This is a genomic window from Okeania sp. KiyG1 (assembly GCF_014132355.1).
GTDB lineage: Bacteria > Cyanobacteriota > Cyanobacteriia > Cyanobacteriales > Microcoleaceae > Okeania.
This window is the reverse complement of record NZ_BLZO01000116.1, coordinates 13,898-40,441: the sequence shown is the minus strand read 5'-3', so window position 1 is coordinate 40,441 and position 26,544 is coordinate 13,898. Positions and strand designations below refer to the sequence as shown.

Sequence of the window (26,544 nt, the reverse complement as noted above, 5' to 3'; positions counted from 1 at the left end):
AAATTTTGTCATCAATCTCTGACAAAAAAACATCAAAAAATTCCTGAATCAACTCACGAAATTTCAAAACTTTCAGAGCTTTTTCTCAATTTTGTGATATTATCGATAATAGTATAATCTGTAGCTATTTATGACTTAATAGCAAAACAAAGCTGCAAATACCTATCATGTCGTTATTTTTGTAGCGATCGCCCTCAATTTTTCATGGCATAGCAAACTAATTTTTTCCACCCTCCTTAACCAGTAATTGACAAATATATAACGATAGTGTAAAGCAGAAATATTCAATGAGGGTTGCTCAAAATCCCCTTGACAAAAATAACTTCTGACTTCTGTACGGGCGAATGCCATTCGCCCCTACTGACTTCTGACGAGCGTTAACCACCCTCCTTAACCAATAATTGACAAAAATATAACCACAGTGGTATTTAGGAAAGTTTAGAAAGGCAAATCTTAACAATGTGTTACAGAATATAGGAATACAAGTTATTTAGGTCAGGGTCAATTAACTGTGAAAGTATTCCGAACACTTGAGCCTCAAAACCAGCGCAGCCTAATGATGTTGTTCGTTGCAGGCTTATTATTTTGGTCAAGTATAACCACCTTACTACCCACCTTACCTCTCTATATAAGTTTTATTGGAGGTACAAAACAACAAATTGGCCTGGTAATGGGTTGCTTTGCTGTGGGACTATTATTATCACGATTTTTTCTAGGACCATTAGCTGATACGAGAAGCAGGAAGTTAGTCCTGATAGTTGGCACAAGTGCAGCGGCGATCGCCCCATTTGGTTATTTACTATTAAAGTCTTTTCCTCTACTAATGGGAGTTCGTGCTTTTCACGGTATTAGTATTGCTGGAGTTACTATTGGTTATAGTGCTTTGGTGGCTGATTTGTCTCCTCCCGGTCGTAGGGGAGAATTAATTGGTTATATGAGTTTAGCAGCTCCTATAGGTATGGGAATAGGCCCAGCAATAGGAGGTTTTTTAGCAGAGGCGAGTGGTTATGTAGCTTTATTTATCGTTTGTTCTGCTCTGGGAGTTATGAGTTTATTATGTGGTTCTTTTGTCAGGGAACAAAACACTACAGTAGGAAAAAATCAAACCGATCTAAATCCTGTTTTAAATGAGTTACAGCAACAAAAGTTCTGGCAAATATTAAGGAGTCGTAGAGTTTTAGTTCCCAGTTTTGTGATGTTGATGGTGGGTTTAGTATTTGGCACAACTGTTACTTTTCTGCCACTTTTTATTCAAGAAAGTGGAATTGCTCTTAACGCAGGACTCTTTTATACAGTCAGAGCGATCGCTAGTTTTATCATCCGCTGTTTTACTGGAAGAGCTTCAGATAGATTTGGTCGTGGCATTTTTATCAGTGGAGGTCTCGCCTGTAGTTTGTTGAGTATGTTAACGTTATGGACAGCAAATAGCAGCAACACCATTTTACTCGCAGCTATTCTCGGAGGGACTTCTGCTGGCTTGGTTCTTCCTATGATGATTACTTTAATGACAGACCGATGTCCTCCTACTCAAAGAGGTAAGTTTTTCTCTTTTTGTATTGGTGGATTTGATTTAGGTTTGGCTATAGCTGGTCCTTGTTTTGGTCTGTTGGCAGAGCAACTTAGCTTTAGTTATAGAAGTATGTTTGCTCTGGATGCTTGTCTTGTTTGTTTGGCACTAGCTACATTTATCACCATGTCAAACAAAGACTTGCCCCATTCCATCAGATTTGCTTCTGGTCAGGGACAAGATACTTATGCTATTAACTCTTGATACGGGCCTGGAGGGATTCGAACCCCCGACCTCATGGTCCGTAGCCACGCACTCTATCCACTAAGCTACAGGCCCCCGTTAGATTTAGTGTTGGATTAAGCTTAATTAAATAGCTTTTCTTCCGCACTAATAATAAATAATAGCACACTTGAACAAAATGACAAGAGATTTTTTTAAATTTGAGCAAAGTTTGACTCATCTGGACGAAAAGGGGGAAGCTCAAATGGTTGATGTATCTGCTAAAGTGCCTACTGTGCGCCAAGCTGAAGCTGGTGGACAAGTACGGATGTCAAGAGAAACATTTGAAGTTATTCAAGCTGGTAATGCGCCAAAAGGTGATGTTTTGGGAACTGCTAAGTTGGCTGGAATTATGGCAGCCAAGCAAACGGCTCAACTTATTCCTTTGTGTCATCCTTTGCCGTTGCAAAAAATAGATGTTCAGTTAATTGCCGATCCACAACTGCCTGGATATCAGATTCGGGCCATGGTGAAAACTAAGGCGGAAACTGGGGTGGAGATGGAGGCTTTGACGGCGGTTTCTGTGGCGGCTTTGACTTTGTACGATATGGCTAAGGCTTTGGAAAAGTCTATTTCTATTGAGTTAATTCGTCTGTTGAGTAAGAGTGGGGGTAAGTCTGGGGACTATCAATTAAGTTAAAAGTCAAAAGTCAAAAGTCAAAAGTCAAAAATTAAAAGTAAACAGTTATTACTGCTTCAAGTGTTGGTGGTTTAGCATTAGCAGCATTGACCTCTAATAAAACTTCTAAGCTCTTATCAAAAACTCAAGATGCTTGGGATAGAGTTTGGGGAGATAAGTCACAAAATTCTCAATTACAGTTAAGAGTTCCTGCTATATATGCTTTGGGTCGTTTGAAAAATCAGGAGGCAACTTTACCTCTGATTGATGGATTAATTGATGCAAACAATGATGTTGGTCAAGCTTGTTTAACTTCTTTGAAATCTTCAGGTTGGCAACCAGAAACTAACAAGGAACAACTTTATTTAACTATTGCAGAAAATAGATGGTCTGATTGTCAAGCATTTGGAGAATTAGCTATTTCTCCTTTATTATCAGTTTTGAATGATGAGACAGAAGCTATACAAATTAGTGTAATTACTACTTTAGGTGAGTTTTGTTTAAAAGCTCAAGATGCAGTTGTACCAATTTTAAATAAATTGTTTGATAAAAATACAAGTATTGTCTTGAAAAAAAGTTGTATAGAAGCAATAAGTTTAATTCCAACTAAAATTGCTGTTATAGGGTTGCTTAAAGCATCACAAACTTTATCGGATTTAATTATTGATGACAAAATTTTAGCTCTTATTATTTTAGTTCATATTTACTGAGGCCATATTTGACGAAAGTAAAACCCTGTTTCTTGAGACTGAAGATTAGTCAATCTTCTTTTCTTCTTCATGCTCCACAACAATAAATCCCGAAATTACTGCTTTACCTTTAGAATAATTAAAGAAACTGAACTGTAATTAAATATTTTAAAAGTATTATGCCTCCTCGTTGGCCTCGTAAACCTGACCGTAATGACCCAGAATTCCGCAAGTTGGACGACCGAATGAATTTTGCTATTCATGTGGCTATTTTTGCGGCCAGTAATTCTGGTATATGGTTCTTCCGTAATCTCACAGCAGCGACTTGGCCTTGGGCTATCTGGGTAACAGGTGTTTGGGTATCATTATTGTTGATTCATGGGGTATATATTTTTGTCCTTGCAGATTATGCCACCATTTCAACTGATAACTAATAGCTGATAACTGATAACTGATAACTGATAACTAATAACTAATAACTGATAACTGATAACTGAAATGAGTAATGGTAGTACAACACAAATAATTGAAGGTTTAGCAGCAGAAATTGGGGATAAGGTTTACATTGATATTGCTGGTTGGCATCTTTATTTATCTGATGCAAAGTTGCATACTACTTTGGCAGAAAAGTTTTATCCTATTCTGACAGAGGAAGTACCTTCGGAAGGTCAAGTTGTGGAAATATTACAAGGAATTCCTGTTAAGTTAGGTGGTGGTAGAAGGGAGCTTCCTCTGATTGATTTGTTGCCGATGCAGTGTCAGACTGAGTTGATAGAAGTTTTAGCAGATTTTAGGCGACAAATTTAATTTGAAAAAATACTTTAGTCTACAGAAGTAATAATAATTAGGTTGTCTATTGAAGTTGACTTTCATAGGCAATCTAATTTTTTTATCGACCTAAAAAATATTGATATTTGTAGGGCGAAAGCAACAGATTTAATACAGGGCTATTTCATTGTAAACTGTGCCATTTTATGTATTAACGAAACTACGTTATTTCAAGCTTTAGGAAATTTATCTTTCGCTGTCTGAAAATCAATAAATTCATTGCCAAAATCTAGAATGAAATGACCTTGGATTTAATATATAGCAATCCTATTTTATTCGTGTCAAAAATCTTACTGCTTTTTAGGGAACAGGGAACAGGGAACAGGGAACAGGGAACAGGTAAGAGTTTCAGTTTTTTTATCTACTTTTTAATTTGTCGCAACCTATTTAGGATTGCTATAGAAGTTTGCAACTTTATCGAGTACAAATTTATAAGTTTTTAGGGAACAACCAATCTAGTAATATTCAAGAAAAAATAGAGTAGTTAATAGTCGATTTATTTATCAAATATTTATGCATTTAATTCCCTAATGTGTTCTTGATTTGACTAAAAAAATTATATAGGGTTTTTGATATAAATAGGGCTTGCTGATTAAATATAAAAGTATTTACAGATAAATGTTTTAGCCTTTTTGGAATCGAAAAAAGTGCCAGAGAATCAGTTCTTCACCCTCAAAAAGGAGCGTATTTTAGGCGCATAGTTGGGCAGAACAATCTTGGGAAAATTCTTACCGATAAATTGTGGTTTAAAGCCTCCCCTTTTAAGGGGAAAAAGAAAAAAAATTTCCTTTGAGTCAATCCTCTTCTTTTCAAGGAGAGGTAATTATTAATTATTAATTATTAATTGTTGAATCCTACCTCCTCGATCATTCCTTTTTCTCCTGTATTCCCTTCCCCTCCTGGGAGGGGTTAGGGTGGGTTGGGAGGGGTTAGGGGTGGGTTGTCTCCTGTCTCCTACCCTCACCCATAAGACTTTTTCAGCAAACCCTAAATATGTGGAGATAAATTGCTATGAAAAAGGTCTGGAGGTATGGAGAGAATATTCAAGAATGGAAAAAACATTAAATAGTAGAACACACGAGGAGATATACAAAACAGGAATAATTTTCAATCAAAAATTATGGTGGCTTTTACATATAGCAAAAGAGGAAAAATCTGGCATTGTCTGAGTTTTAAACTTTTGATATGTCAAATAAAGTAATGGTGACTACTATATGATGAAATGGTATAAAAATCAATTGATTAAACTATCGATAAATCTCAGGAAAATCTCAGCATTAATTAGAATAATACTAAGTTGAAAGTTATAGTATATCTTTAGTTCTGGTAATTAAGTTTAAATGAGTAGATATAACTAGCTATGACCAAAAAATAGGGTCAATAGTTTCCCCTTGAAAGGGGGTGAAAAAAGTAAACTTCAGTATCTCAAGCCTCTTACTTTAACCGGAGGTACTGATAACTGATAACTGATAACTGATAACTGAAATGACCACCTCGAATATAACTAAAAAAAAGTTCAAAAGCCGTATAAATACTCTGAATTTTGGTCAACGCAATTTAAAAAAATTATTACTCATTGGATTAGTCACACTATTAACAATTATTTTTCTTGTTTGGTTAGTGGGAGTCGATAAAATAGACAGATTTTTTGCTCAAATTCATTACTTTCAAGAAAATCCGCCAATGTGGGTAGAAGTACCAACAAAAAAGAGTAAATATTTAATCTTGCCCACAATATTACTATTTCTCATAGCTCAAGGAATTATGAAAGTTTCTCCTACTCCCAAAAATTGGTCGCGCATCTTGGTAGTAGGGATTTTATTAGGTTTAACTATTCGTTATTTATCTTGGCGATCGCTCTCTACCTTAAATTTTGTCGATCCGGTAAATGGTGTATTTAGTCTAGGTTTATTTGGTCTAGAATTTTTGACAATAAGTAGTAGTATCCTTGGTTTGTTTTTGATGTTAAGAGTCAAAAATCGCCACAAGGAAGCAGACTATTTTTCTCTGGCAATTTTAGACAAAAGTTTTCAGCCGTCAGTGGATATTTTAATTCCTACTTATGATGAACCTGAGTTTATTTTGGAACGTACTATTATTGGCTGTCAAGCTCTAGACTATGGCAATAAAAAAGTTTATTTACTAGATGATACTAATAGACCGGGGGTGAAAAAATTAGCAGCAAAATTAGATTGTGAATATATTACTAGATTTGATAATACTCATGCGAAGGCTGGAAATCTCAATCATGCCATTGCTCAAACAAACAGTGAATTTATTGTTATTTTTGATGCTGATTTTATTCCCACAAAAAACTTTTTAATTCGGACTTTAGGATTTTTCCAAAATGAACAAGTTGCTCTAGTACAAACTCCTCAAACTTTTTATAATATCGACCCGATCACCCGAAATTTAGGTTTAGAAAATATTCTAACTCCAGAAGAAGAAATATTTTATCGACAAGTTCAACCTATTCGAGATGGGGTAGGTGGGGTTGGTTGTGTAGGAACTTCTTTTATAGTCAGAAGAAAAGCTTTGGAATTAGTAGGAGGATTTGTTACAAAATCAATTAGTGAAGATTATTTTACTGGAATTAGTTTAGCAGCGAAAGGTTATAGTTTAGTTTATTTAGAAGAAAAATTAAGTGCTGGTTTAGCTGCTGAAAATATTTCCGGTCATGCAACTCAGAGATTAAGATGGGCAAGAGGAACTTTTCAAGGATTTTTTATTAATTCAAATCCTCTGACAATTCCTGGATTAGGTCCTATCCAAAGATTGGCATATTTAGAAACATTTTTACATTGGTTTACTAACGCTAGTCATGTGGGTTTTTTGTTAATGCCATTAGCTTATATTTTTTGGGATGTTATTCCTATTAAAGCTACTGTTGCTGAATATTTATATTTCTTTCTACCCTGTTATTTTGTTAACTTTACTGTATTTTCTTGGTTAAATTATCGTTCCCGGTCAGCATTTCTGGCAAATTTTTATCATATAGTTTTTGCTTTTCCTTTGGTAGTGACAATAATTCAGACATTACTCAATCCCTTTTCAAAAGGATTTAGAGTTACACCAAAAGGAATTAAAAGCGATCGCTACTATTTTAATTGGAATTTAGCTTTGCCTTTAATTATATTTTTAGCACTTAATAGTATAAGTTTATGCTTAGGTTTATCTAACTATATAAGTCATAATGAAGCAGTAATGGAACAAACACAATATTTTAATTTGGGGTTATTTTGGAGTGGGTATAATATATTGATGACTTGGGTAGCATTATTAATGTTAATAGATGTACCTAAGCAAGATATATATGAATGGTTTAATCTGCGAAGGGTGGTGAAATTACAAATTGATGACCAGACATTATGGGGTATTACTACACAAATATCGGAAGTAGGTGCAAAGATAGAAGTTAATCAGAAAATTCCTTTTAATTTAGTAGGAGAGACTTTGCCAGTAAAGTTGAAAATTATTGAAGAAAAAATTTGTTTATCAGGAAAAATTACTAATCTACAAATGAATGGAGAATTTCCTTGTATGGAGGTAATATTTGAGGAAGTAAATTTATCTGAGAAGCGACAATTAATAGAATTATTATTCTGTCGTCCCGGACAATGGCAACGACGAGAAGTACCGAGTGAATTAAAATCTTTATGGTTATTATTACAAGTATTGTTAAAACCAAGATTTATCTTTGAAAGAAAGCCAAAAGAGAAAGCTATGGAAGTTGGTCAGATTTAACTTTACTACCCTAATTTCTTGAATGCGCTAAATCAAAAATAAATCATTTTTCCCTTTGCTGGAGTTGCTCCTTTCCATGTTGGACAATCCTTTGATCTAGTGCCTATTTTTTTGTATCCTAAAAGCGTCCAAACAACAACGCATCTTCTGTAAGAAGGATCGGCGTTGCGAGTCGGAGCAGCTATTTTTATTGTGTATGGAACTGATGTAGAAACTGCTCCTATATGATTAAATGTTATGGTTAAATTATTTAGCTGCCCAAATATCTCAATTTGTCTAGGTTTAATCCCAAACTCATTCAGTAATGGTTTCCAGTTTGGTTTGTCATTATGATGATGTTTAGAGAAATGAGGAATACCATCTAGTGTCTTAAACCGAATACTAATAGAAGTTTTTGTTATCTTAGCTTTTGATTGTGCTTCTGAGAGTATTCTCATGACTTGAGACGTTGCTGTTCTGACTCGTTGCTTCTGAATAAAATTCGTCCAGCTTGATGCAGCAATAGTAGCTAATATAGAAATTATCAACAGTGAAATTATTACCTCAAAAAAAGTGAATCCTTTTTGGTATTTCATGTCTCAGCTTTATCTTGAAATAAGAACTATTTTGCTATTAATGACTTTGTTTGATAATGGGATTTATCTGTCATTATTTTCGTTTTACCCAGGGGCATTTGGCTTTCGTTATACAACTTAATACCCCGAATATATTTACCGAAAAATTGTGGTTTAAAGCCTCCTATTTTAAGAGGATAAAAAGAAAAATTTTCCTTTTAGTCAATCCTATCCATTTTCAAGGATAGGTAATTATTAATTATTAATTATTAATTGTTGAAATCTACCTACCTAATTAGTGAGCTTCAATTGTAGTATTGCTAGTGACTTTCCAACGACGCTCGGGACGGTTATTCCAATCTTCCTTTGCGCCAGCATCAACATCTATATCAGAATCAATACCCAAAGTCCGGCGAATTTTTCGACTTATTAGCAACGGACATTTATTGATATTTTTATCACTGTCGAGAATAAGTAATGTACTTTTTTCAGAACCATCAACATCAACAGTTAATTTAACTTCTGTACCAATAGGTAGGTTAAGCTTTTGAAATTCTGAGGAACGTAAGAATATTCTTTCACCTTCAAGTTGTAAATATTCTTTGTATGGCTTACAAACAATTCCATTAAAGGTAATAAAGTGTGGTTTATCGGGGATGAAATATTTGTGCAATGAGAAAGCTAAAAGTAACGTACCCAATGATATAAAAATAAATCTTTGCCAAACTTTTATAGGTTTACCGAGGAACACTTCAGCTCCGCTAACGCCAATAGTAAATTTAGTAAGATCCAAAAACCCTACTAGAAAGAAAATAATACCAATCACAACAAATAAATGAAGAATATTCTTCATGGAATAAAAACTCCTAAATTTAGTGAAGTAAAAATACTATACCTATCTAAATTAGACTTCTAAGGTTCTGTTGAGGATCTACACCTTGAGATTTTAGAATTACGGAATTTAGAGTTTAGGATAACTCTACTCACAAAAATCAAAAAATTTGAGAATGAAAGAGTTTTGCTGGAATAAATAAGGGTTATTTCAGTTATCAGTTATCAGTTATCAGTTATCAGTAAAAATTTCTCTCACTCCTAGAGAAATTTAACAGAAAAATTGACAACTCAAAAATGATGGCTATAGTTTGGCGATCGCTTTTTTAATCTGGCTAATATCTGACCGAATATTTTTAATATAATTTGCATAAGGCAACTTCAAATATTCGTCTCTAAATTTTCCATCAGCAATTCCCAGTAATAAGACAACTCCAGTTTCTACTAATAAATAATCTGCCAGTTTCTCAGAAATTATCGGCAGTTGTTTAATATTTGAGAAAAATATCCATTGCACCAGGAGGTTTTCTACAGTCAATATATTCCATAGAATTTAATCCCTCAAAAATTACATCACATCTCCAAAAACATAACTATTAAATTCCCTATTCCAGAAAATTTGACTATTCAAATATAATTTATATAGTTGAGCGATCGCTTTTTTTATCCGACTAATATCTGAGGGAATATTTTAAATTAAATTTACATAAAACAACCCAAATATGCATCTCTAAATTTTCCATGAGCAATTATCAGTAATTAAACAACTTGAGAAAAGCATCAATTGCATCAAGAGGTCTTCCATAGTCAATATATTCCATATAATTTAATTCCGAAACAATTACACCACGTCTCCAAAAAAATAATTCTTAAATTCTCCATCCCAGAAAATTTGACTATTCAAATATAATTTATATAGTTGAGCGATAGCTTTTTTTATCCGACTAATATCTGAGGGAATATTTTAAATTAAATTTACATGAAACCACCTCAAATATGCATCTCTAAATTTTCCATGAGCAATTATCAGTAATTAAACAACTTGAGAAAAGCATCAATTGCATCAAGAGGTCTTCCATAGTCAATATATTCCATATAATTTAATTCCGAAACAATTACATCACGTCTCCAAAAAATAATTCTTAAATTCTCCATCCCAGAAAATTTGACTATTCAAATATAATTTATATAGTTGAGCGATAGCTTTTTTATCCGACTAATATCTGAGGGAATATTTTAAATTAAATTTACATGAAACCACCTCAAATATGCATCTCTAAATTTTCCATCAGTAATTATCAGTAATCAAACAACTCTAGTTTCAACTAATAAATAATCAGTCAGTTTTTCATAAATTATCAGCAGTTGTTTAACATTGGGAAAAATCTTCAAACCACTTGCTGCTTTCCCGCAGTTAATATCTTCTATATTTACCTTCCCATAAAATTTTACTACTTCAAATTTTTTATAGGCATTTCCCTGTAATAACTCTACCTTCAACTAATAAATAATCTGCCAGTTTATCACAACTTATCGGCAGTTGTTTAATATTTGGAAAAACCTTCAAAGCACTTAACTATCCCTTATAAGGAACTTCTGAAAACCTTGTGGGTAGGAGGGGAGTAGGGAGTAGGGGAGAAGGGAAAAACAGTCAATTTAGCCAGGCAAAACTACTTAAGGCTTGCTGAATAAAATTGTAATCAATACCTGTAAAAGCTTCCAGGGTTTTTTATTATGAAAAAGTGCAAAGTTTTTGGCTCAATTTGTCTCAAAATGCTAATACTTTTCCCATGACTATCAGAAAATTAGGCCGTAGCAGATAGTCTAAACTTTTGCCTGTTGCCTATCATCACCATCAGACTTTTTCAGCAAACCCTAATTATTAATTATTAATTATTAATTATTAATTGTTGAATGACCTTCAACTACTTAACTAAATTTTTCAATAGCCATTTTTATCCGACGAATACCTTCTCGAATATTCTCAATGGAATTTGCGTAAGACAACCTTAAATATCCATCTCCAAAATTTCCATAAGCAGTTCCAGGCAATAAAGCAACTCCAGCTTCAGATAATAAATAATCAGCCAGTTTTTCACAACTTATCGACAGTTGCTTCACATTGGGGAAAGCATAAAAAGCACCTGCGGGTTTTCCACAATTAATACCTCCAATAGAATTTAAACCTTCGACAATAACATCACGTCTTTCTTTAAACTCTGCAAACATTTCCTTGACAAACCCCTGAGAATTTTTAATCGCTTCAATACCAGCTATTTGAGTAAATGAACAAGCACAGGAATTAGAATTTAACATCAACTGGTCTAACTTTTCAGCTATTGCCTTAGGAGAAACAGAATAACCTAAACGCCACCCAGTCATAGCATAAGTTTTTGAATGTCCGTCTAATAAAATTGTGCGTTCTTTCATACCAGGAAAACTGATGATACTGGAAAAATTTGAGTCATAGACTAAATGGGAGTAAATTTCGTCAGAAAGGATATAAAAATTATGTTTAACTGCCAATTTAGCAATAGCTTCCAAATACTCAGGAGTTAATACACTGCCAGTAGGGTTATGGGGAGAATTGAGAATTAATAATTTTGTCCGTTCAGAAATAGAATTAATCAAACTATCCAGACTAAATTGAAAGTCTAAATCTTCCAATAAAGGTAATGGAATAGATTTCCCTCCCACTAAATTAATCACTGACTCATAAACAGGAAATCCAGGGTTAGGATAAATCACCTCATCCCCAGAATTTATTAATGCTAAAAGAGTAAAAAATATGACTGGTTTTGCCCCTGGCATTACCACAACTTCATCAGGATTAACTAATATATTGCGAGTTTGAGAAATATGTTCTGCTATTACTTCCCTTAACTCCAATAAACCTGCTGCGGGAGTATAAGTTGTATAACCATTATTCATAGCTTGAAAAGCAACTTCGCGAATATTTTGAGGAGTCTTAAAATCAGGTTGACCAATTTCTAAATGAATAATATTTCGACCTTGAGATTCTAAATATTTTGCCTTAGTAAAAACCTCAATAGCAGCATCGCCACCTAAACCATTCATTCTAGTTGCAAAATTCATAATTAATATAGATAATATTTTCTGGATAATTTTACTACAATAATCTAAGCATTCAGCAGTCAGCTATCAGCTAGCCTCCTCCGGAGGAACTGCGGACTTCAGCTATTGCTTTTAGTTTAGGATAAAAGCTCTATTAATTGTCTTACTACAAAAGTTGCCTCCCTTGCCCTTAAAGCCTATATTAATTGAAAAACTGTCCTATATTGAGAGAGTCTTGTTGCGCTCTAGATGACAGGTAATAGCTGTTTCATAAATAATTAATATACATTGCTAAGGTCAAGATTAGTTTTTTCCAATACTTTGAATTCTCTTTAAATCTCTCAATACTAATTCCTGCTATAAAGGCAATGAATTAATAGCTGAATGCTGAATGCTTACAAATTAGTTATAGTTTAGCTTTTTCAATTTAACTATGATTGCTTCTCCCAAAAATTTTAGTATCACCCCAGAAAAGTATCTTCAAATGGAAGATAAAAGCTCAATTAAACATTAATATATTGATGGAGAAATTTATGCAATGGCTGGAGATAGTGATGCTCATGTCACAATATCTCTTAATTTAGCAGCATTGCTTCGTAGTCATGTTAGAGGTCGTGGTTGTCGAGTTTATATTTCTGATATGAAAGCCAGAATTGAAACTACATATAAGAATAAATTCTATTATCCTGATGTGATGGTTACTTGTGACAAACGAGACCAAAAAACTATTAATTATAAAAGTTTTCCTTGTTTAATTGTAGAAGTTATTTCTGATTCTACAGAAGCTTTTGATAGAGGAGATAAATTTGCTGATTATCAAACTTTAGATAGTTTGCAGGAGTATGTTTTAATTAATCCAAAACGTCAGAGAGTAGAATGTTTTCGACGTGGGGATAATGGGTTGTGGATCTTGGAATTTTACACGGCAGAAAAATCTGTATTTCAACTAAAAAGTATTGAATTTGAAGGCAGTTTAGCTGACCTTTATGAAGATGTCTATTTTGAATTACAGTCAGAAATTTAGGCAGAAATAATCCTGAAAGTAATTAATTTAATTAACTACTCACAAAATTAGGCGATCGCTACTAATTCAAAGCATTAAAATTTCTCTATCAAAAGAGTTGAGATACTTCCATCCCGGTCTTAATTATTGTTAACGCCACCAAAAAAGGGGATTGAGGTATATAAGTAACAAACAACCTCCCGTTCTTAGAAACCTACGATAATCTATAGAAATCTATGATTATCTGTTCTATTCCTGCTTCTAGCTGGCAACGTCGGCGTTATCCAGTCCACAGGCTGACACGGACGTTTGCTTTGCAACGCTGACGCGAAACGCGCTAGCGTTGCGGAGCAAACTGCCCGCCATAGCTAAATTCAATGCTGCATTCAAGTCTCGTTCGCGCTAGCGTTGCGGAGCAATCACAGCTAAAATTGCAGTGTTCGCAATTGAAAACGCGCTCTGATAAAGACAGAGATTCTTTAACAGTTCCACACAAGGAGCAAGTTTTAGAACTAGGAAACCATCTATCAACAATTGTTAAGGATGAGCCGTACAGTTGACATTTGTACTCTAGCTGTCTACGAAACTCATAAAATCCCATAGACTAGGGCAGCCTTAGCTAGTTTGTGATTTGACATCATACCTGATACATTAAGGTCTTCAATTACTATCTGACTGTGGTTTTTAGCTAGATAGGTAGTAAGTTTATGCAATGTATCTTTTCTGATGTTGGCTATTTTGCTATGTAGTTTGGCTATCTTCAGTTGTGCTTTTTTCCAGTTGCAAGAAAACTTAGTTTTATGTCGGTTCAGGTATTGCAACCGAGACAGTTTAGCTTCTAACTTTCTATAAGATTTAACACCAACAAAAACCTCACCAGTTGAGAGTGTAGCTAGAGATTTTATACCTAAATCAACACCAACTACATCTACTGATTTATCCGTATTTTGAGGTATGGTTTCTACTTTGAAACTGACAAACCATCTATCAGCTTTTTTGCTAATAGTTACAGATTTAGGAGTGACATTATTTGGTAAAAGTTCATAAGTTTTAATCCATCCAATTCTTGGCAACTTAATATGACTAAAACCTACTGATATTGAACCGTCTAAAGTAAAACTATCATCTCTACCTTTTTTCTTGAATTTAGGCATTGCAGATATTTTAGAAAAACAACGTTTCCAAGCTAATGATAAGTACCTTAAAGCATATTGGGGGGCACATTTAGACACTTCATAGTACCAACAGTTATTAGGTTTTACCATTGCTACCAACAGCTTATGCAAATCAATAGCAGTAGGAAATTTAAGTTTACTCTCAGGATTATTGGAATTGTGATTAAGGATGTTTGTAGTTAGCCATAATCCCCAATTCCAGGCGTGTCTAGCAACAAAGCGCGTGTTTAGCTAGTAAAGTTTTTTGCTGATTATTCGGATGTAGTTCAGTTTTAAATCCAAGTAGCATAAAACAGATAATTAGAGATTATAATAGATTATACCAGATTATTGGCAACAGTTACTAGCCCTCCACCCTTAATTTCTGAAAGCTCACAAAATGTTAAAGGTAGCTATAAATAAAACTATAACGTTTGAGTTGAAATACTTCCATTCCAGGTACAAATCATTCTGAACGCTACCAAAAAAAGGGGATTGAGGTATATAAGTAACAAACAACCCCCCTCCACCCTTAATTTCCTAAGGCTCACAAAATGTTGAAAGTGGCTATGAGCAACAACAGCAACATAAGAGCAGAATCCATTTCACTTTATCGCCACTAATATCATATCCACCTCTTGGATAAGATTACTGTATAGAGCACTCTGTTCCAGGAGATACTCTGTATCATTAACCCGATCGCTCTCGCGTTCATACCAAAATTTACTAGGAAGATAGCGAACTTCTGCCAACTCAAAATTCACACCTAAATACATACCTAGTGGTGTAGTAGGATATCCTTTATCCTGTCGCTCCTGGTTCAATTTTTGAGAAAACATACTTAAACCATAGGGTGTTATTGGACGTACATGAGTAGGATCGTGTAAAAGATTATCGTGGCGATGGTGAGGTACTTTAATATGCACCTTAGCCCCTAGCTTACATATTCTATATATTTCCTGAATAATTTTGAGGTAGATGTCTGCTTGTTGTCCTAAATGCTCCAATACATGACTCATTTCAATTTCTGCCACGCTATTATCATCCCACGGCCAAGGGAATGTTTCTAAATCTAAGCTAATGTCTGGACTGCCAAACTTATCTACATTAACGTAACCATCTAAATGTCTTGCTCCGCATCCCAGATTTAAATATAAGTCAGATTCAAACTTGCGGGGGTTCCAACGAGAACGTTGCTCTTCAATATGAGTGTTTTTTCGATCCTTCTTTAGATGTCGCGGACTACTTTCAAAAGATAAAGATGAAGGAAGATGGTCTGACTCATATTTCTCTGCAATAAATGATTCTACTTCCTGATATGAAGGAGAAAAGAAAATCCGATGGGATACTATAGATTGGTAACTATTAATTTCATCAGAAAATATCCTTGAGTTATAACTCCTGAGTGCATTAGAAAATAAACCAGTGCCGTCATCAAAGAATCTCTCAGTGGTTGCTCCGTAGTTTTTGTATGGATGAAAGGCCAGATCCCCAGGAGCTTTCGCAGCTACCCATGAAGTGTAAGACCAGTATTCACTAAAAGTTTCAAACTTATTAGCAGAGCGCATCATTAACAGCAACCAATTATCCTCAGATTGAAAATAGTTTTGAATTTGCTGTTTAAAAGATTCCAGATGCTCCTGCTTAAACCACATATGATGTGGAATAAAAGTAGCATCTTTATCTGTCAGTGGCTCAACCCCCAATACCGAAGTAATCCATTCAGCCCACTTCGATACAATATGAGAATTACCATATCTATTATCTTGAAGAAGTGCAAATGTGTGTCCTGTAGTTTGGCGATCGCTACTGATGAGTGGCCAAGTATTGACTGGAAGTAGGTCACTATCCCAGACAACAAACCATTCACTCAAATTCTCAATACCTTCATTAGCACCAAGTTTTAATAATTGTTGATAAAACCAACCAGGAGTATATAGTGATTTGCCTAAGTCTAGCTCTGAGCAAATTGCTTCTTTTGTCAGACCACTCTTTTGAAAAAATAATTCTTCTTTATGGTTATGGACTGGAGCAACTTGCCATTCCTTCACTTTTTGCTCTAGCAATAGAACTTCATTTTCTGGGGCTATTATGTGGATAGCCCGAGGTTTGTAGTGATGAGTAATTCCTTCTAAAACAGCTTGGGTATTCCAACGAACTTTGTAAAGGGGGATAACAAAGTCGAATGTTTCTTTTGACATAATTTTTAGATAATTTTCTCTACATACTTCAGATGTAAGCATTCAGCAGTCAGTCATCAGCTAGCTGACTGCTAATAGCTGTTTGCGCAGCATTCCGCAGGAAATGCTTACCTTCAGATAAGTTGACATCCTGAGTTTTTCCACTCAGAATACCTTTGATTCTTAGTGCATATTTAACTAGGAAGGATAATATTCTATTCAGAAAAATTCTGTTTTGTCAAATGTTAATCGTCAGCATTCAGTTATTAGCATTTCCTAGGTCATGCTCCGCAAACAGCTTTTCCTGGGTGATGTTACGCAAATAGCTTTTGCTTTTGAACGTAATAACTTACTAAGGTTAGCTGATGACCAATTTTATTCTTATGGCAGTTCTTGGAGACTAATTATTGTGTTATTCCAAGATAATAGTTAATAACTCATAGATTATAGTTGAAGTCCGCAGTTCTTCTGTAATACCAATTTAATAAATGTTTGCTACAAATAGTTAGGCTATTTCGTAAGGAGTTAACCCACCCCTAATCCCTCCTGGGAGGGGAATTCATTAATTGATAATTGATAATGGATAATTGATAATTACCTATGGTTAAAACCGTTACGGAATTGAATATAAGGAAATATTATTTCTTCTCTTGGTCGATTGGATATGGCGCAGGTTTCGGAGCCATCCCTCGACCGCTTTTTTCCTCTTAAAAGGGGAGGCTTCAAGGCGCGAATTATTTAATAATTAATAATTAATAATTAATAATTAATAATTCGGTAAGGAGTCGTATAGGAATTGCTTCAATACCAGTTTTTAGGTCGTAAATTCTCTTTTTCTCTTGGTGCGCGTTCCCTCTCTTGGTCAGCATTCCGCAAGCGAGCTGGCGTCGTCGCAGGGTCGCACCGCTCTCTTGGTCGATTGGATATGGCGCAGGTTTCCTCGCCATCCCTCGACCGCTTTGTCAAAGGGACATTTCCTACAAAATATTTTTATCGCACTTATTATTCGTAACATTCTTTTTTGACGCTTGGTATAATACCATTTATCAAAAACTTTTCTATATTTTCGCATAGTAGGGGAGTAGGGGAGTGGGTAGGGACTTTGTATGTAATGTCCGTACAGGGAGAATTAAAAATAAGAATAATTAACATTAACTTACCTTAAAGTAGTAAAAGGTTATTCTACATAACTTAATTACCTAATAACTGAAGTTCTAATGAAATATAGCATTTTTTTTGGAATTGGTATAAGAGACTAGCTGATGGGTGAGTCCTTACTGTTAATCTATTTTTATTTGTTTTATTTGTGATTTTATTGCCAACTAAAAGAATATATTTACAGTAAACAAAGGGAAAAAAGGTAGAGGGGGAATGGAAAAATAATGGTCATATTTTGCCTCTTTGTTAAACCCACATCTTATTACTTGAGTAAGGAGAAAATACTTCAACAATTAATAATTAATAATTAATAATTACCGAAAAATTCTGGTCTAAAGTCTCCCCTTTCAAGCTATCCCTGATCGGGAACTTCTGAAAACATTGTGGGGAGCAGGGGAGTAGGGAGTAGGGGAGAAGGGAGAAAAAGTTAATTTAGCTAGGCAAAACTATTTAAGTTCTCAAAAAATCTACTTTTCAATACATGATTTTTGAAGAAAAAGCCTCTGAAACACTAACGCATAACTTTTCTATAATGTCTACGTTTTATGTTAAAAAATATATTGATAAAGCAGAGGTTGTTAAGGGGATAAAAAAAGATAATATTCTTGATGTCAAGCCTCTTTATTACAGAGGTACTGTTAACTGTTAGCGTAGCTCCTCCGACAGGAGGCTAACTGATGACTGATAACTGAAATGACCTCTCCTTGAAAATAAGAGGATTGAGTAAAAGGAAAATTTTTTCTTCTCTTGGTCTATTATACCAATTTGATAAATGTTTGCTACAAATAGTTAGGCTATTTCGTAAGGAGTCAACCCACCCCTCGCCCCTCCCCGACCGTGGAGGGGAGGGGAAGTCAGGAGTCAGGAGTCCTATGGGAATAACTTCGATACCAGTTTTGAGCTAGTAAATTCTATTTTTTGTCAAAGGAAGACCTGCTGTAAAGTATTTTTCTCATGCTTATTATTTGTAACATTCTTTTTAAAAATGGTATTAGATATGGCGAGGAGACCAGTTCTTGTAGACCCGCTTTTCCTTACGGAATGCTATTGCAAATCCTAACCCCATCCCACCCTACGGGAAACTCCGAAGATAGACCGCTTTTTCTCCTTTAAAAGATAGGCTTTAAACCTACATTCCGCACGACAAAACGTAGCATAAAGATACAAGTCAAAAGTCAAAAGTCAGAAGAAAATTAAAACATACAAGTCAAAAGTCATAAATCAAAAGTCAAAAATTAGAAGTCAGAAGAAAATTATAGTGGTCAATAGGAGTCAAGGATTCAGTAAGTATTTATGCTTAATATTTAACTGAGAATTTGACTCCTGATCGAGGTAAATGAAGATAATTTATATAGTATAAATACCTAAGCAAGCTACGGATTTCATACTAATTTTCATGTTACAAATTGAAGTGCGGAATGTGGGTTTAAACCTTAATTATTCGGTAATAATTACTGAATTTATGAGTTATACCAATTTGATAAGTGTTTGTTACAAATAGTAGGGACACCCTTATGCAACGTCCGTACGAAAGAAGGAAGAAGGAAGAAGGAAGAAGAAGGAAATATTTTAAAAAAGGCAAAAACAATATAAATAACTATCTAAAATCCAGGATAGTCACTATTTTTAATAATATCTGATAGAGTGGCACTTTTCATAGTATTCTTTTTTCAAATTGGTATTACACGGGAATAGATTTAATACAATTTTTGATGTTGTAAATTATCTTTTTCGTCAAATAGATTTTCTTATGAAGTATGGGAGATTGTGCTTATTATTCAAACACATTCTTTTTTCATGCATGGTATCATTACTAATTACTGACAGGTGAATGCTAATAGCTGTTTGGGTAGCATTCCACAGTAAATGTTTACGAAAATAGAGTTTAAATATTTTAAGCTTATACAAAAAAATCAATGAAAATATCCTCTATTCCACGAATCATAAAATTTTCTATTTTAATGATATTCGGACTTATTATTGTTATTATTGTTTTTTCTTCTAGAGCAGCTTTTAATGGAATAGATATTCAACCTAAACTGCCGGAGTTTACATCAGCTAATACATCACAACTTGAACGTAGCGAAAGTATATTAAATCTACCTGTAAAAATTCCTTTTGCTCATCTTGAAAAAGCATTAAACCTGAATATTCCTCAGACATTTGTAGGTACAGAATCTGACCCTACAGATTTGCTCTCTAATGATAATCTTACCTACGAAATTAATCGCCAAGACTTCAGTATTGGTACTCAAAATAATCTGATAACTTTTTCAGTACCAATATCAGGAAATGCAAAAGTAAAAGGTGAAGTTAATTTACGTCTTTTTGAGATACCAGTTAGCGTGCAGACAAATATTGCAGGTACAATTTTTGGCGATCTTTCTTTAGGAATAGATAATGAATGGAATATTCAACCGAATCTAAATGTATCGACTAATTTAACTAAAGCAGAAGTACCAATAAAAGATATTGGCACTATTAGTATTCGTAGTATTCTGAAAAAACAGGTGGATAAGGCTATTAATAAAGAGAAGCCTAAATTAATCGCTGAACTTGTTAAAAATTTAAACCTAAAAGCAGAGGTAACAAAACAATGGAATAATTTGCATTTGTCAGAACAAATAAATCAAGACCCTTCAATCTGGATTAAAACTGAACCACAAAGTGTTAGTTTCAAGGAGTTTGATTTGAGTGATGGTGAAAATGTTCAATCTGGAATTGCTATTAAGATGTTTGTCGATACTTGTATATGTAAAGAAGCTCCTGTTATTAATTTTAAACCTTTGCCTAATCTGACTATCCAAGAGCAGATAATAGATAAATTTTTAATAAATTTGCCCGTGCAAGTTTCCCTTGATGAATTGAATAATACTCTTGAATCTAAATTTAGAGGTAAATCTTTGTCTATTGATGAAAATCTGAAACTCATTGTTAATCAAATTAATTTATCTGCATTAGGTGAAAAAATTCTTGTTAAAGTTGATTTTAACGCTGACCAAGGTAATTTGTTTCAGGGAGCAAAAGGAGTATTATATCTTTGGGGTAAAATTTTCTACGATCGAGATTCCAATAATCTTAAAGTAGTTGAACTTGATTATGATATTGATACAAAAATACTCTAATATCGACAGCAGATTGGCTTTTGAAACCTGTTTTGCTTCAGCAAGTTGAGGAACGTCTTTCTTTTCCTTTAGACCAAGAATTAATTCGAGCTAAAGATGAGGCTAATAAATATATTCAGCAGATAAAGTTGCCTTCTGAAATTGATGCAAATATTGAAGTAAAAACAATTGAAGTTGAAAAGGTTGTTGTGACAAATAATGATATTTTTCTTGTTTTATTAGCAGATGGAAATATGTCTGCTCTTTTGAATTTAGGGAGTAGAGAATAGGGAGTAGGAAAGACAAAATACTGTATTTCATTACTTGATTATCAAAATCATAAGGGTCGCGCAACCCCACCTTTTAAGGCGAAATATTTTTGGAGCGAAGCTCAAATCCCCGTTACAAAAATAACTTCTGACTTCTGACTTCGTTAAAAGAGGTTCTCTTTAAATCAACTCCCTCAAAATATTTTGAGTATTCTGGATAGGGTTCCACAGATTGGTTAATGTTGATTTCTTTAGTGGGAATGACACTGACTCACTATTCTCTGCTTCTTATTACGGCTGATGCATGGAAGTTACTTGACAAAAAAACTTTATATGGTAGATTGAGTATAATAGAAAAGGTGCGCTCATATATACTCGTTCTAGGCCATTAAAAAATATTGTGTTGAGGATATTTTGGTATCTTTTTGAGTTCCTCTTGATTGAAAAAGGATAGTTTAAGGTTTTTCTGTCTTCTGGTTCTCAACTTTTCTACTATTGCGTATGGGGAAATAGAAACTTCATTCTCTGAAGCACTTGATATCTGAGGTGAGTTGTGAATTTTTGACTGTTGCGTATAGGAAACATAAGCTTCAGGAAATGAAAAATTCCCCTTCAGAGAGTGGTTGTGAAATTTCTGACTATTGCCTATGGGGAAATAGAAGCTTCATTCTCAGAGGCACTCGACATCTGAGGTGAGTTGTGAAATTTCTGACTATTGCCTATGGGGAAATAATATTTTCATTTTATGCAGCACTCACTCAGCCTCTGAGGGGGGTTGTGAATTTCCTTCTATTGCGTATAGGGAAATAGAAGCTTCATTCTCAGAGGCACTCGAAAGTTGTGAAATTTCTGACTATTGGGATAGAGAAATAGTAGCTCCAGGAAATGAAAAAATCCCCTTCAGGGAGTAGTTATGAAATTTCTGGCTATTGCGTATAGGGAAATAGTAATTTCATTTCCTGGAGCACTCGGAATCTGAGGGGAGTTATGAAATTTTGACTGTGACGTATAGGGAAATTTAAGCTTCAGGAAATGAAAAATTCCGCCTTACAGAGCGATCGCAAATTTGCGGATAGGGAAATAGTATCTTCATTTCCTTAAGCACTACTAGAACTCTGAGGGGAGTTGTGAATTTCCTTCTATTGCGGATAGGGAAATAGTATCTTCATTTCCTGAAGCACTAGAAATCTGAGGGGGGTTGTGAATTTCCTTCTATTGCGTATGGGGAAATAGTAATTTCATTCTTTGAAGCACTCGAGAATAGAGAAATAGTAGCTTCATGAAATGAAAATTTCCCCTTCAGGGAGTAGTTATGAAATTTCTGGCTATTGCGTATAGAGAAATAGTAATTTCATTCTCTGAAGCACTTGATATCTGAGGTGAGTTGTGAATTTCCTTCTATTGCGTATAGGGAACATAAGCTTCAGGAAATGAAGAATTCCCCTTCAGAGAGTGGTTGTGAAATTTCTGACTATTGCGTATAGGGAAGTAGAAGCTTCATTCTCTGAGGCACTCGACATCTGAGGTGAGTTGTGAAATTTCTGACTATTGCCTATGGGGAAATAATATTTTCATTTTATGCAGCACTCTATCAGCCTCTGAGGGGGGTTGTGAATTTCCTTCTATTGCGTATAGGGAAATAGAAGTTTCAGGAAATGACAGAGAGTGGTTGTGAATTTCCTTCTATTGCGTATAGGGAAATAGAAGCTTCATTCTCTGAAGCACTAGGAATCTGAGGGGAGTTGTGAATTTCTGACTATTGCGTATAGGGAAATAGTCTTTTCATTCTATGAAGCACTCGGAATCTGAGGGGAGTTGTGAATTTCCTTCTATTGCGTATAGGGAAACAGTCTTTTCATTCTCTGAAGCACTAGAGAATAGTAGCTTCAGGAAATGAAAATCTCCGACTCTGGGAGTAGTTATGAAATTTCTGGCTATTGCGTATAGAGAAATAGTAATTTCATTCTATGAAGCACTCGGAATCTGAGGGAAGTTGTGAATTTCCTTCTATGGTGTATCGGGAAATCTAAGCTTCAGGAAATGAAAAATTCCGCCTCACAGAGCGATCATAAATTTGCGTATAGGGAAATAGTAATTTCATTTTCTGAAGCACTAGGAATCTGAGGGGAGTTGTAAATTTCCGACTATTGCGTATAGGGAAATAGTAATTTCATTTTCTGAAGCACTAGGAATCTGAGGGGAGTTGTGAATTTCCTTCTATGGCGTATCGGGAAATCTAAGCTTCAGGAAATGAAAAATTCCGCCTCAGAGGTTCGTTGTGAATTTCCTTCTATTGCGTATAGAGAAATAGTAATTTCATTTTCTGGAGCACACTGAAAATCTGAGGTGAGTGGTGAAATTTCCTTCTATTGCGTATAGAGAAATAGTAATTTCATTTTCTGAAGCACTCAAAATCTGAGGTGAGTGGTGAAATTTCTTCTATTGCGTATAGAGAAATAGTAATTTCATTTTCTGAAGCACTCAAAATCTGAGGTGAGTGGTGAAATTTCTTCTATTGCGTATAGAGAAATAGTAATTTCATTTTCTGAAGCACTCAAAATCTGAGGTGAGTGGTGAAATTTCCTTCTATTGCGTATAGAGAAATAGTAATTTCATTTTCTGAAGCACTCAAAATCTGAGGTGAGTGGTGAAATTTCTTCTATTGCGTATAGAGAAATAGTAATTTTATTTTCTGAAGCACTCAAAATCTGAGGTGGGTGGTGAAATTTCTTCTATTGCGTATAGAGAAATAGTAATTTTATTTTCTGAAGCACTCAAAATCTGAGGTGGGTGGTGAAATTTCTGACTATTGCTTATTAAAGCTGACTTTAAACTAGAGAGAATGTCAAATTCCCAATTTCTGTCTAATTCGACCAACAAAAATATCTACTTCTGGCAAATTCATTTTCATTACTATCAAACCAAAGATACTTAACCCCGAAAAACTTGCCAAACCAAGCTCCAACAACAGTACAAAAAATCCCTCATTTCCCAACACTAACTGACAAGCTAAAAGCACGCTCCAACAAACCAAACCAGTAGCCAAAGCTCCACCAATTAAACCAGCAAAAACTATAAACCATTCTCCCCAAGGCAACCCATCAAGTTTCCTATCTAATAACCATAAAAAAATTACCATTGAAATTAAATTTACCCCCACAGTTGCCAAAACCAAACCAGGAGCACCAAAAGCATTAACTAACAAATAATCCAACACCACATTCAGAAAAATATTAATCACACTAATCTTAAAAGGAGTCTCTCCATCTCCCAAAGCATAAAAAACCCTAACTAAAACATCCCTTCCCAAATAAACAAACATTCCCAATGCATAAGCCATCAATACAGAAGCCACAAAATTTGATGCCGATAAATCAAAAGCATAACGTTCATAAACCACCCTCACAATAGGCAAAGCCAAAGTTACCATAATCGCACTTAAAGGCAACATCGTAATACCAGTTAATACCAAAGCTTGGCGAATTCGATATTTTAATTCATCCCTACTTTTCGGTTCTGCCAATCGAGAAAATATCGGTAAAAAAGGAACCAAAATAACATTAGAAATAATCCCCAAAGGAGTCTGTACTAACAAACCAGAATAAGCCAATGAAGCAGCAGCTTGAGGAATATAAGAAGCAAAAAATAGGTCGGTATAAACATTAATATGTAACATTCCAGAAGATAAAGTAGCAGGTACCATTACCTTAGTAACTTCCTGTACTCCTGGGTTGCGGAAATTAAATCTGAAACGTAATCTTCCTAAACCAGCTCGCCACAAAGCAGGAACTTGAATTAACCATTGTAATATTGCTCCGATGAGGGTACCCCAGGCTAAAACTAAGCCTCCCATCATGGCATATTCCGGTTGAATAATCTTTTCCCCTAGCTGCAAAGCTAAGATAAAAATTCCTCCAATCAAGGCCACACTAGAAAATAAGGGGCTAATAGAAGGCAACCAATACATATCCGCAGCATTAAGCGCTCCGAAACCAATACCAATTAATCCTGCCAGTAAAGCCATTGGGGCCATAATCTGGAATTGTTGGATGGCGATCGCCCGAATCTCTAGACCTTTTGACGTTTGGCTTAACCCCGGTGCCACTAGGTCAATCAAAGGGTCGGCAAAAATAATCAGGGCAACTGTGACGAATAACAATACTCCACCAACGAAAGTAGTTATGGTTTCTACCAGTGGAGCAGCTTGTGATTTATGGCGCTTTGCTAAGACACTAACGATGGCACTATGAAAGGGTCCGTTGATGCCTCCTAATAATATCAATAGAAAGCCAGGTATGACATAAGCGTAGTTATAGGCGTCCACTGCAGCGCCTACTCCGAAGGCGGCGGCGATCGCTTGTTGACGTACTAGGCCAAATATTTTACTGATTAATGTGGCGACTGCTACGATGCCAGCTATTCCTGCTAGGGAACGGGAAGATTTTTGTGATTTTGATTCAGACACGAGTACAATATATTAATGTTGCTTAAATCAGTTTAATCAGGATTCGGTATTGAGCGATAGAAAACCGGATATTTGTTTTTTTGTCTTTTCTAATTAGGGGTTAACTCAATGATGAAAAAACAAGAACAAGTTATCAAAAGAGTTTATGAGTCTTTAAATGGCAGTCTCATGGGTTTATGGATTATTAAAAATATTAAGGGGTGGATATTATTTGTCAATTTTTATTCTGATTTTCAACGTTTCTTCAAGTAGTAATCTGGAAGTAATAAAATCAGCACTCAAACAAATTTAAGAGCTTTAATTACTATGGACTATCACCGACTGGAAAAAGGCTTGGCTTTGAAACAAACTAGGAAGGGATTTGGAAAAGATGTTATTAAGGGTTTGAGTAATTTTTTACCAGAATACCAAAATAAATATGGTTCTGATGAAACTGTAATGATTACCCTCAATGCTTGACAAGAATATTATGACTTTGATTTAGAAATTAATTTAGATAATGAGACAAATGAGACAGCTTATCAAACTATTTCTAAAATCAAAAATAACCTACCCCAAAATAATTATCTATTAGGCAAAGAAGGCGGAACTAAAATAGTCAAAAAGACTGATATTCAAGCATCAGCAAAAATTTATATTAGGGAAATTTTTAGGGAAAAATACTGGGTATGCGCCTCCCCTTTTAAGGGGATAAAAAAAGATAATTCCGTATTTTATTGCCTCCTTATTGCAGAGGTATTGTTAACTGATAATAGCTTCAGTTCTTGGTTGATCGACAGGAATTTTAGGGTTCAGTTGTAATCGTCAGCCAACAAATATTTCTAAACAATTGCTGAGTACATTACAATCAAATGTTCGACTTAATGCAAGAGATAAAATTTCATATCAAAGATTAATTGATTCAATTTATCAAAATAACATGGGTCTAAAACGCCGCCTTTTAAGGCGAAATATTTTTGGAGAGTTGCTCACGCATCCCCTACTTCCCCTCCCCTCCACCGGAGGGGTTAGGGGTGGGTTAACTTCTGACTTCTGACTCCTGACTTCTGACTTCGTTAACACCCTGTTAATTTAGTAGCAGA

The 26,544-nt window shown here is 34.8% G+C and carries 21 protein-coding genes, 1 tRNA gene and 2 pseudogenes; 11 read left to right on the top strand and 13 right to left on the bottom strand.

Translation table 11 applies throughout. The annotated features are described in order from the left end of the window. Positions 1-165: 165 nt before the first annotated feature. Positions 166-351 (bottom strand): hypothetical protein, encoded by a 186-nt coding sequence (locus tag SAGCYANO_RS27245; RefSeq protein WP_202222945.1) that lies wholly within the window; start codon positions 349-351, stop codon positions 166-168. A 208-nt stretch (positions 352-559) separates the two neighbouring features. On the opposite strand from SAGCYANO_RS27245, the gene SAGCYANO_RS27240 reads away from it, so the two are divergent. Beyond that, the gene (locus SAGCYANO_RS27240) at positions 560-1,771 is read left to right on the top strand and encodes an MFS transporter (RefSeq protein WP_202222952.1); all 1,212 of its coding nucleotides are present in this window, start codon (positions 560-562) and stop codon (positions 1,769-1,771) included. A 2-nt stretch (positions 1,772-1,773) separates the two neighbouring features. Here the strand turns inward: SAGCYANO_RS27240 and SAGCYANO_RS27235 are convergent. After that, positions 1,774-1,846: transfer RNA gene (locus tag SAGCYANO_RS27235), tRNA-Arg, on the bottom strand. Positions 1,847-1,928: 82 nt separating this feature from the next. On the opposite strand from SAGCYANO_RS27235, the gene moaC reads away from it, so the two are divergent. The 5 genes from moaC (at position 1,929) to SAGCYANO_RS27210 (ending at position 7,669) form a co-directional block, all read left to right on the top strand. Continuing rightward, on the top strand, positions 1,929-2,429 hold the full coding sequence (gene moaC / locus SAGCYANO_RS27230; RefSeq protein ID WP_202222944.1) for a cyclic pyranopterin monophosphate synthase MoaC: 501 nt from the start codon (positions 1,929-1,931) through the stop codon (positions 2,427-2,429). An 86-nt stretch (positions 2,430-2,515) separates the two neighbouring features. Continuing rightward, positions 2,516-3,118, top strand: coding sequence for a HEAT repeat domain-containing protein (locus tag SAGCYANO_RS27225; protein ID WP_202222943.1), 603 nt, complete (start codon positions 2,516-2,518; stop codon positions 3,116-3,118). A gap of 158 nt (positions 3,119-3,276) precedes the next feature. Further along, positions 3,277-3,531 (top strand): 2TM domain-containing protein, encoded by a 255-nt coding sequence (locus tag SAGCYANO_RS27220; protein WP_202222942.1) that lies wholly within the window; start codon positions 3,277-3,279, stop codon positions 3,529-3,531. A 64-nt stretch (positions 3,532-3,595) separates the two neighbouring features. Then, the gene (locus SAGCYANO_RS27215) at positions 3,596-3,904 is read left to right on the top strand and encodes a DUF3181 family protein (RefSeq protein WP_202222941.1); all 309 of its coding nucleotides are present in this window, start codon (positions 3,596-3,598) and stop codon (positions 3,902-3,904) included. 1,506 nt (positions 3,905-5,410) lie between these two features. Beyond that, entirely contained in the window at positions 5,411-7,669 is a 2,259-nt protein-coding gene (locus tag SAGCYANO_RS27210; protein ID WP_202222940.1) for a glycosyltransferase, read from the top strand. Positions 7,670-7,701: 32 nt separating this feature from the next. On the opposite strand, the gene SAGCYANO_RS27205 is transcribed toward SAGCYANO_RS27210, so the two are convergent. From SAGCYANO_RS27205 to SAGCYANO_RS27185, 5 genes are all read right to left on the bottom strand, one after another. Beyond that, positions 7,702-8,244 (bottom strand): Tfp pilus assembly protein FimT/FimU, encoded by a 543-nt coding sequence (locus SAGCYANO_RS27205; protein ID WP_202222939.1) that lies wholly within the window; start codon positions 8,242-8,244, stop codon positions 7,702-7,704. 274 nt (positions 8,245-8,518) lie between these two features. Further along, entirely contained in the window at positions 8,519-9,076 is a 558-nt protein-coding gene (locus tag SAGCYANO_RS27200) for a hypothetical protein (RefSeq protein WP_202222938.1), read from the bottom strand. Between the two features lie 282 nt (positions 9,077-9,358). After that, positions 9,359-9,592, bottom strand: a complete 234-nt coding sequence (locus SAGCYANO_RS27195; RefSeq protein WP_202222937.1) for a hypothetical protein — start codon at positions 9,590-9,592, stop codon at positions 9,359-9,361. A 767-nt stretch (positions 9,593-10,359) separates the two neighbouring features. After that, complete coding sequence (locus tag SAGCYANO_RS27190; protein WP_202222936.1) at positions 10,360-10,554, bottom strand: hypothetical protein; 195 nt, start codon at positions 10,552-10,554, stop codon at positions 10,360-10,362. 429 nt (positions 10,555-10,983) lie between these two features. Then, complete coding sequence (locus SAGCYANO_RS27185) at positions 10,984-12,150, bottom strand: pyridoxal phosphate-dependent aminotransferase (RefSeq protein WP_202222935.1); 1,167 nt, start codon at positions 12,148-12,150, stop codon at positions 10,984-10,986. Positions 12,151-12,562: 412 nt separating this feature from the next. On the opposite strand from SAGCYANO_RS27185, the pseudogene SAGCYANO_RS27180 reads away from it, so the two are divergent. Further along, positions 12,563-13,153 (top strand): annotated as a pseudogene (locus SAGCYANO_RS27180) (Uma2 family endonuclease). 316 nt (positions 13,154-13,469) lie between these two features. On the opposite strand, the gene SAGCYANO_RS27175 reads toward SAGCYANO_RS27180, so the two are convergent. From SAGCYANO_RS27175 to SAGCYANO_RS27160, 5 genes are all read right to left on the bottom strand, one after another. After that, positions 13,470-13,733, bottom strand: coding sequence for a zinc ribbon domain-containing protein (locus SAGCYANO_RS27175; protein ID WP_202222934.1), 264 nt, complete (start codon positions 13,731-13,733; stop codon positions 13,470-13,472). Then, entirely contained in the window at positions 13,720-14,478 is a 759-nt protein-coding gene (locus tag SAGCYANO_RS27170; RefSeq protein ID WP_237396742.1) for a transposase, read from the bottom strand. Before SAGCYANO_RS27170 ends, SAGCYANO_RS27175 begins: the two co-directional genes overlap by 14 nt. 37 nt (positions 14,479-14,515) lie before the next feature. Next, positions 14,516-14,596: a helix-turn-helix domain-containing protein gene (locus SAGCYANO_RS45720; protein ID WP_237396741.1), complete on the bottom strand. Its 81-nt coding sequence runs from the start codon at positions 14,594-14,596 to the stop codon at positions 14,516-14,518. A 295-nt stretch (positions 14,597-14,891) separates the two neighbouring features. Next, entirely contained in the window at positions 14,892-16,529 is a 1,638-nt protein-coding gene (locus tag SAGCYANO_RS45715; RefSeq protein WP_237396737.1) for a DUF6492 family protein, read from the bottom strand. A 738-nt stretch (positions 16,530-17,267) separates the two neighbouring features. Next, on the bottom strand, positions 17,268-17,432 hold the full coding sequence (locus SAGCYANO_RS27160) for a hypothetical protein (protein WP_202222933.1): 165 nt from the start codon (positions 17,430-17,432) through the stop codon (positions 17,268-17,270). Positions 17,433-19,138: 1,706 nt separating this feature from the next. Between SAGCYANO_RS27160 and SAGCYANO_RS48110 the strand changes: the two genes are divergently transcribed. Then, the gene (locus tag SAGCYANO_RS48110) at positions 19,139-19,264 is read left to right on the top strand and encodes a hypothetical protein (protein ID WP_255502723.1); all 126 of its coding nucleotides are present in this window, start codon (positions 19,139-19,141) and stop codon (positions 19,262-19,264) included. Between the two features lie 276 nt (positions 19,265-19,540). Further along, a pseudogene (locus SAGCYANO_RS27155) lies at positions 19,541-21,018 on the top strand (DUF4403 family protein). Positions 21,019-23,842: 2,824 nt separating this feature from the next. Here the strand turns inward: SAGCYANO_RS27155 and murJ are convergent. Beyond that, a complete protein-coding gene (gene murJ / locus SAGCYANO_RS27145) occupies positions 23,843-25,462 on the bottom strand; it encodes a murein biosynthesis integral membrane protein MurJ (protein WP_202222930.1) in 1,620 nt (539 codons plus the stop codon). 108 nt (positions 25,463-25,570) lie between these two features. Between murJ and SAGCYANO_RS27140 the strand changes: the two genes are divergently transcribed. Both SAGCYANO_RS27140 and SAGCYANO_RS27135 read left to right on the top strand, forming a co-directional pair. Further along, positions 25,571-25,714 carry a hypothetical protein gene (locus tag SAGCYANO_RS27140; RefSeq protein ID WP_202222929.1) on the top strand — a complete coding sequence of 48 codons (144 nt, stop codon included), beginning with the start codon at positions 25,571-25,573 and terminating at the stop codon, positions 25,712-25,714. Positions 25,715-25,768: 54 nt separating this feature from the next. Then, the gene (locus SAGCYANO_RS27135) at positions 25,769-25,921 is read left to right on the top strand and encodes a hypothetical protein (protein ID WP_202222928.1); all 153 of its coding nucleotides are present in this window, start codon (positions 25,769-25,771) and stop codon (positions 25,919-25,921) included. The last annotated feature ends 623 nt before the right edge of the window (positions 25,922-26,544 follow it).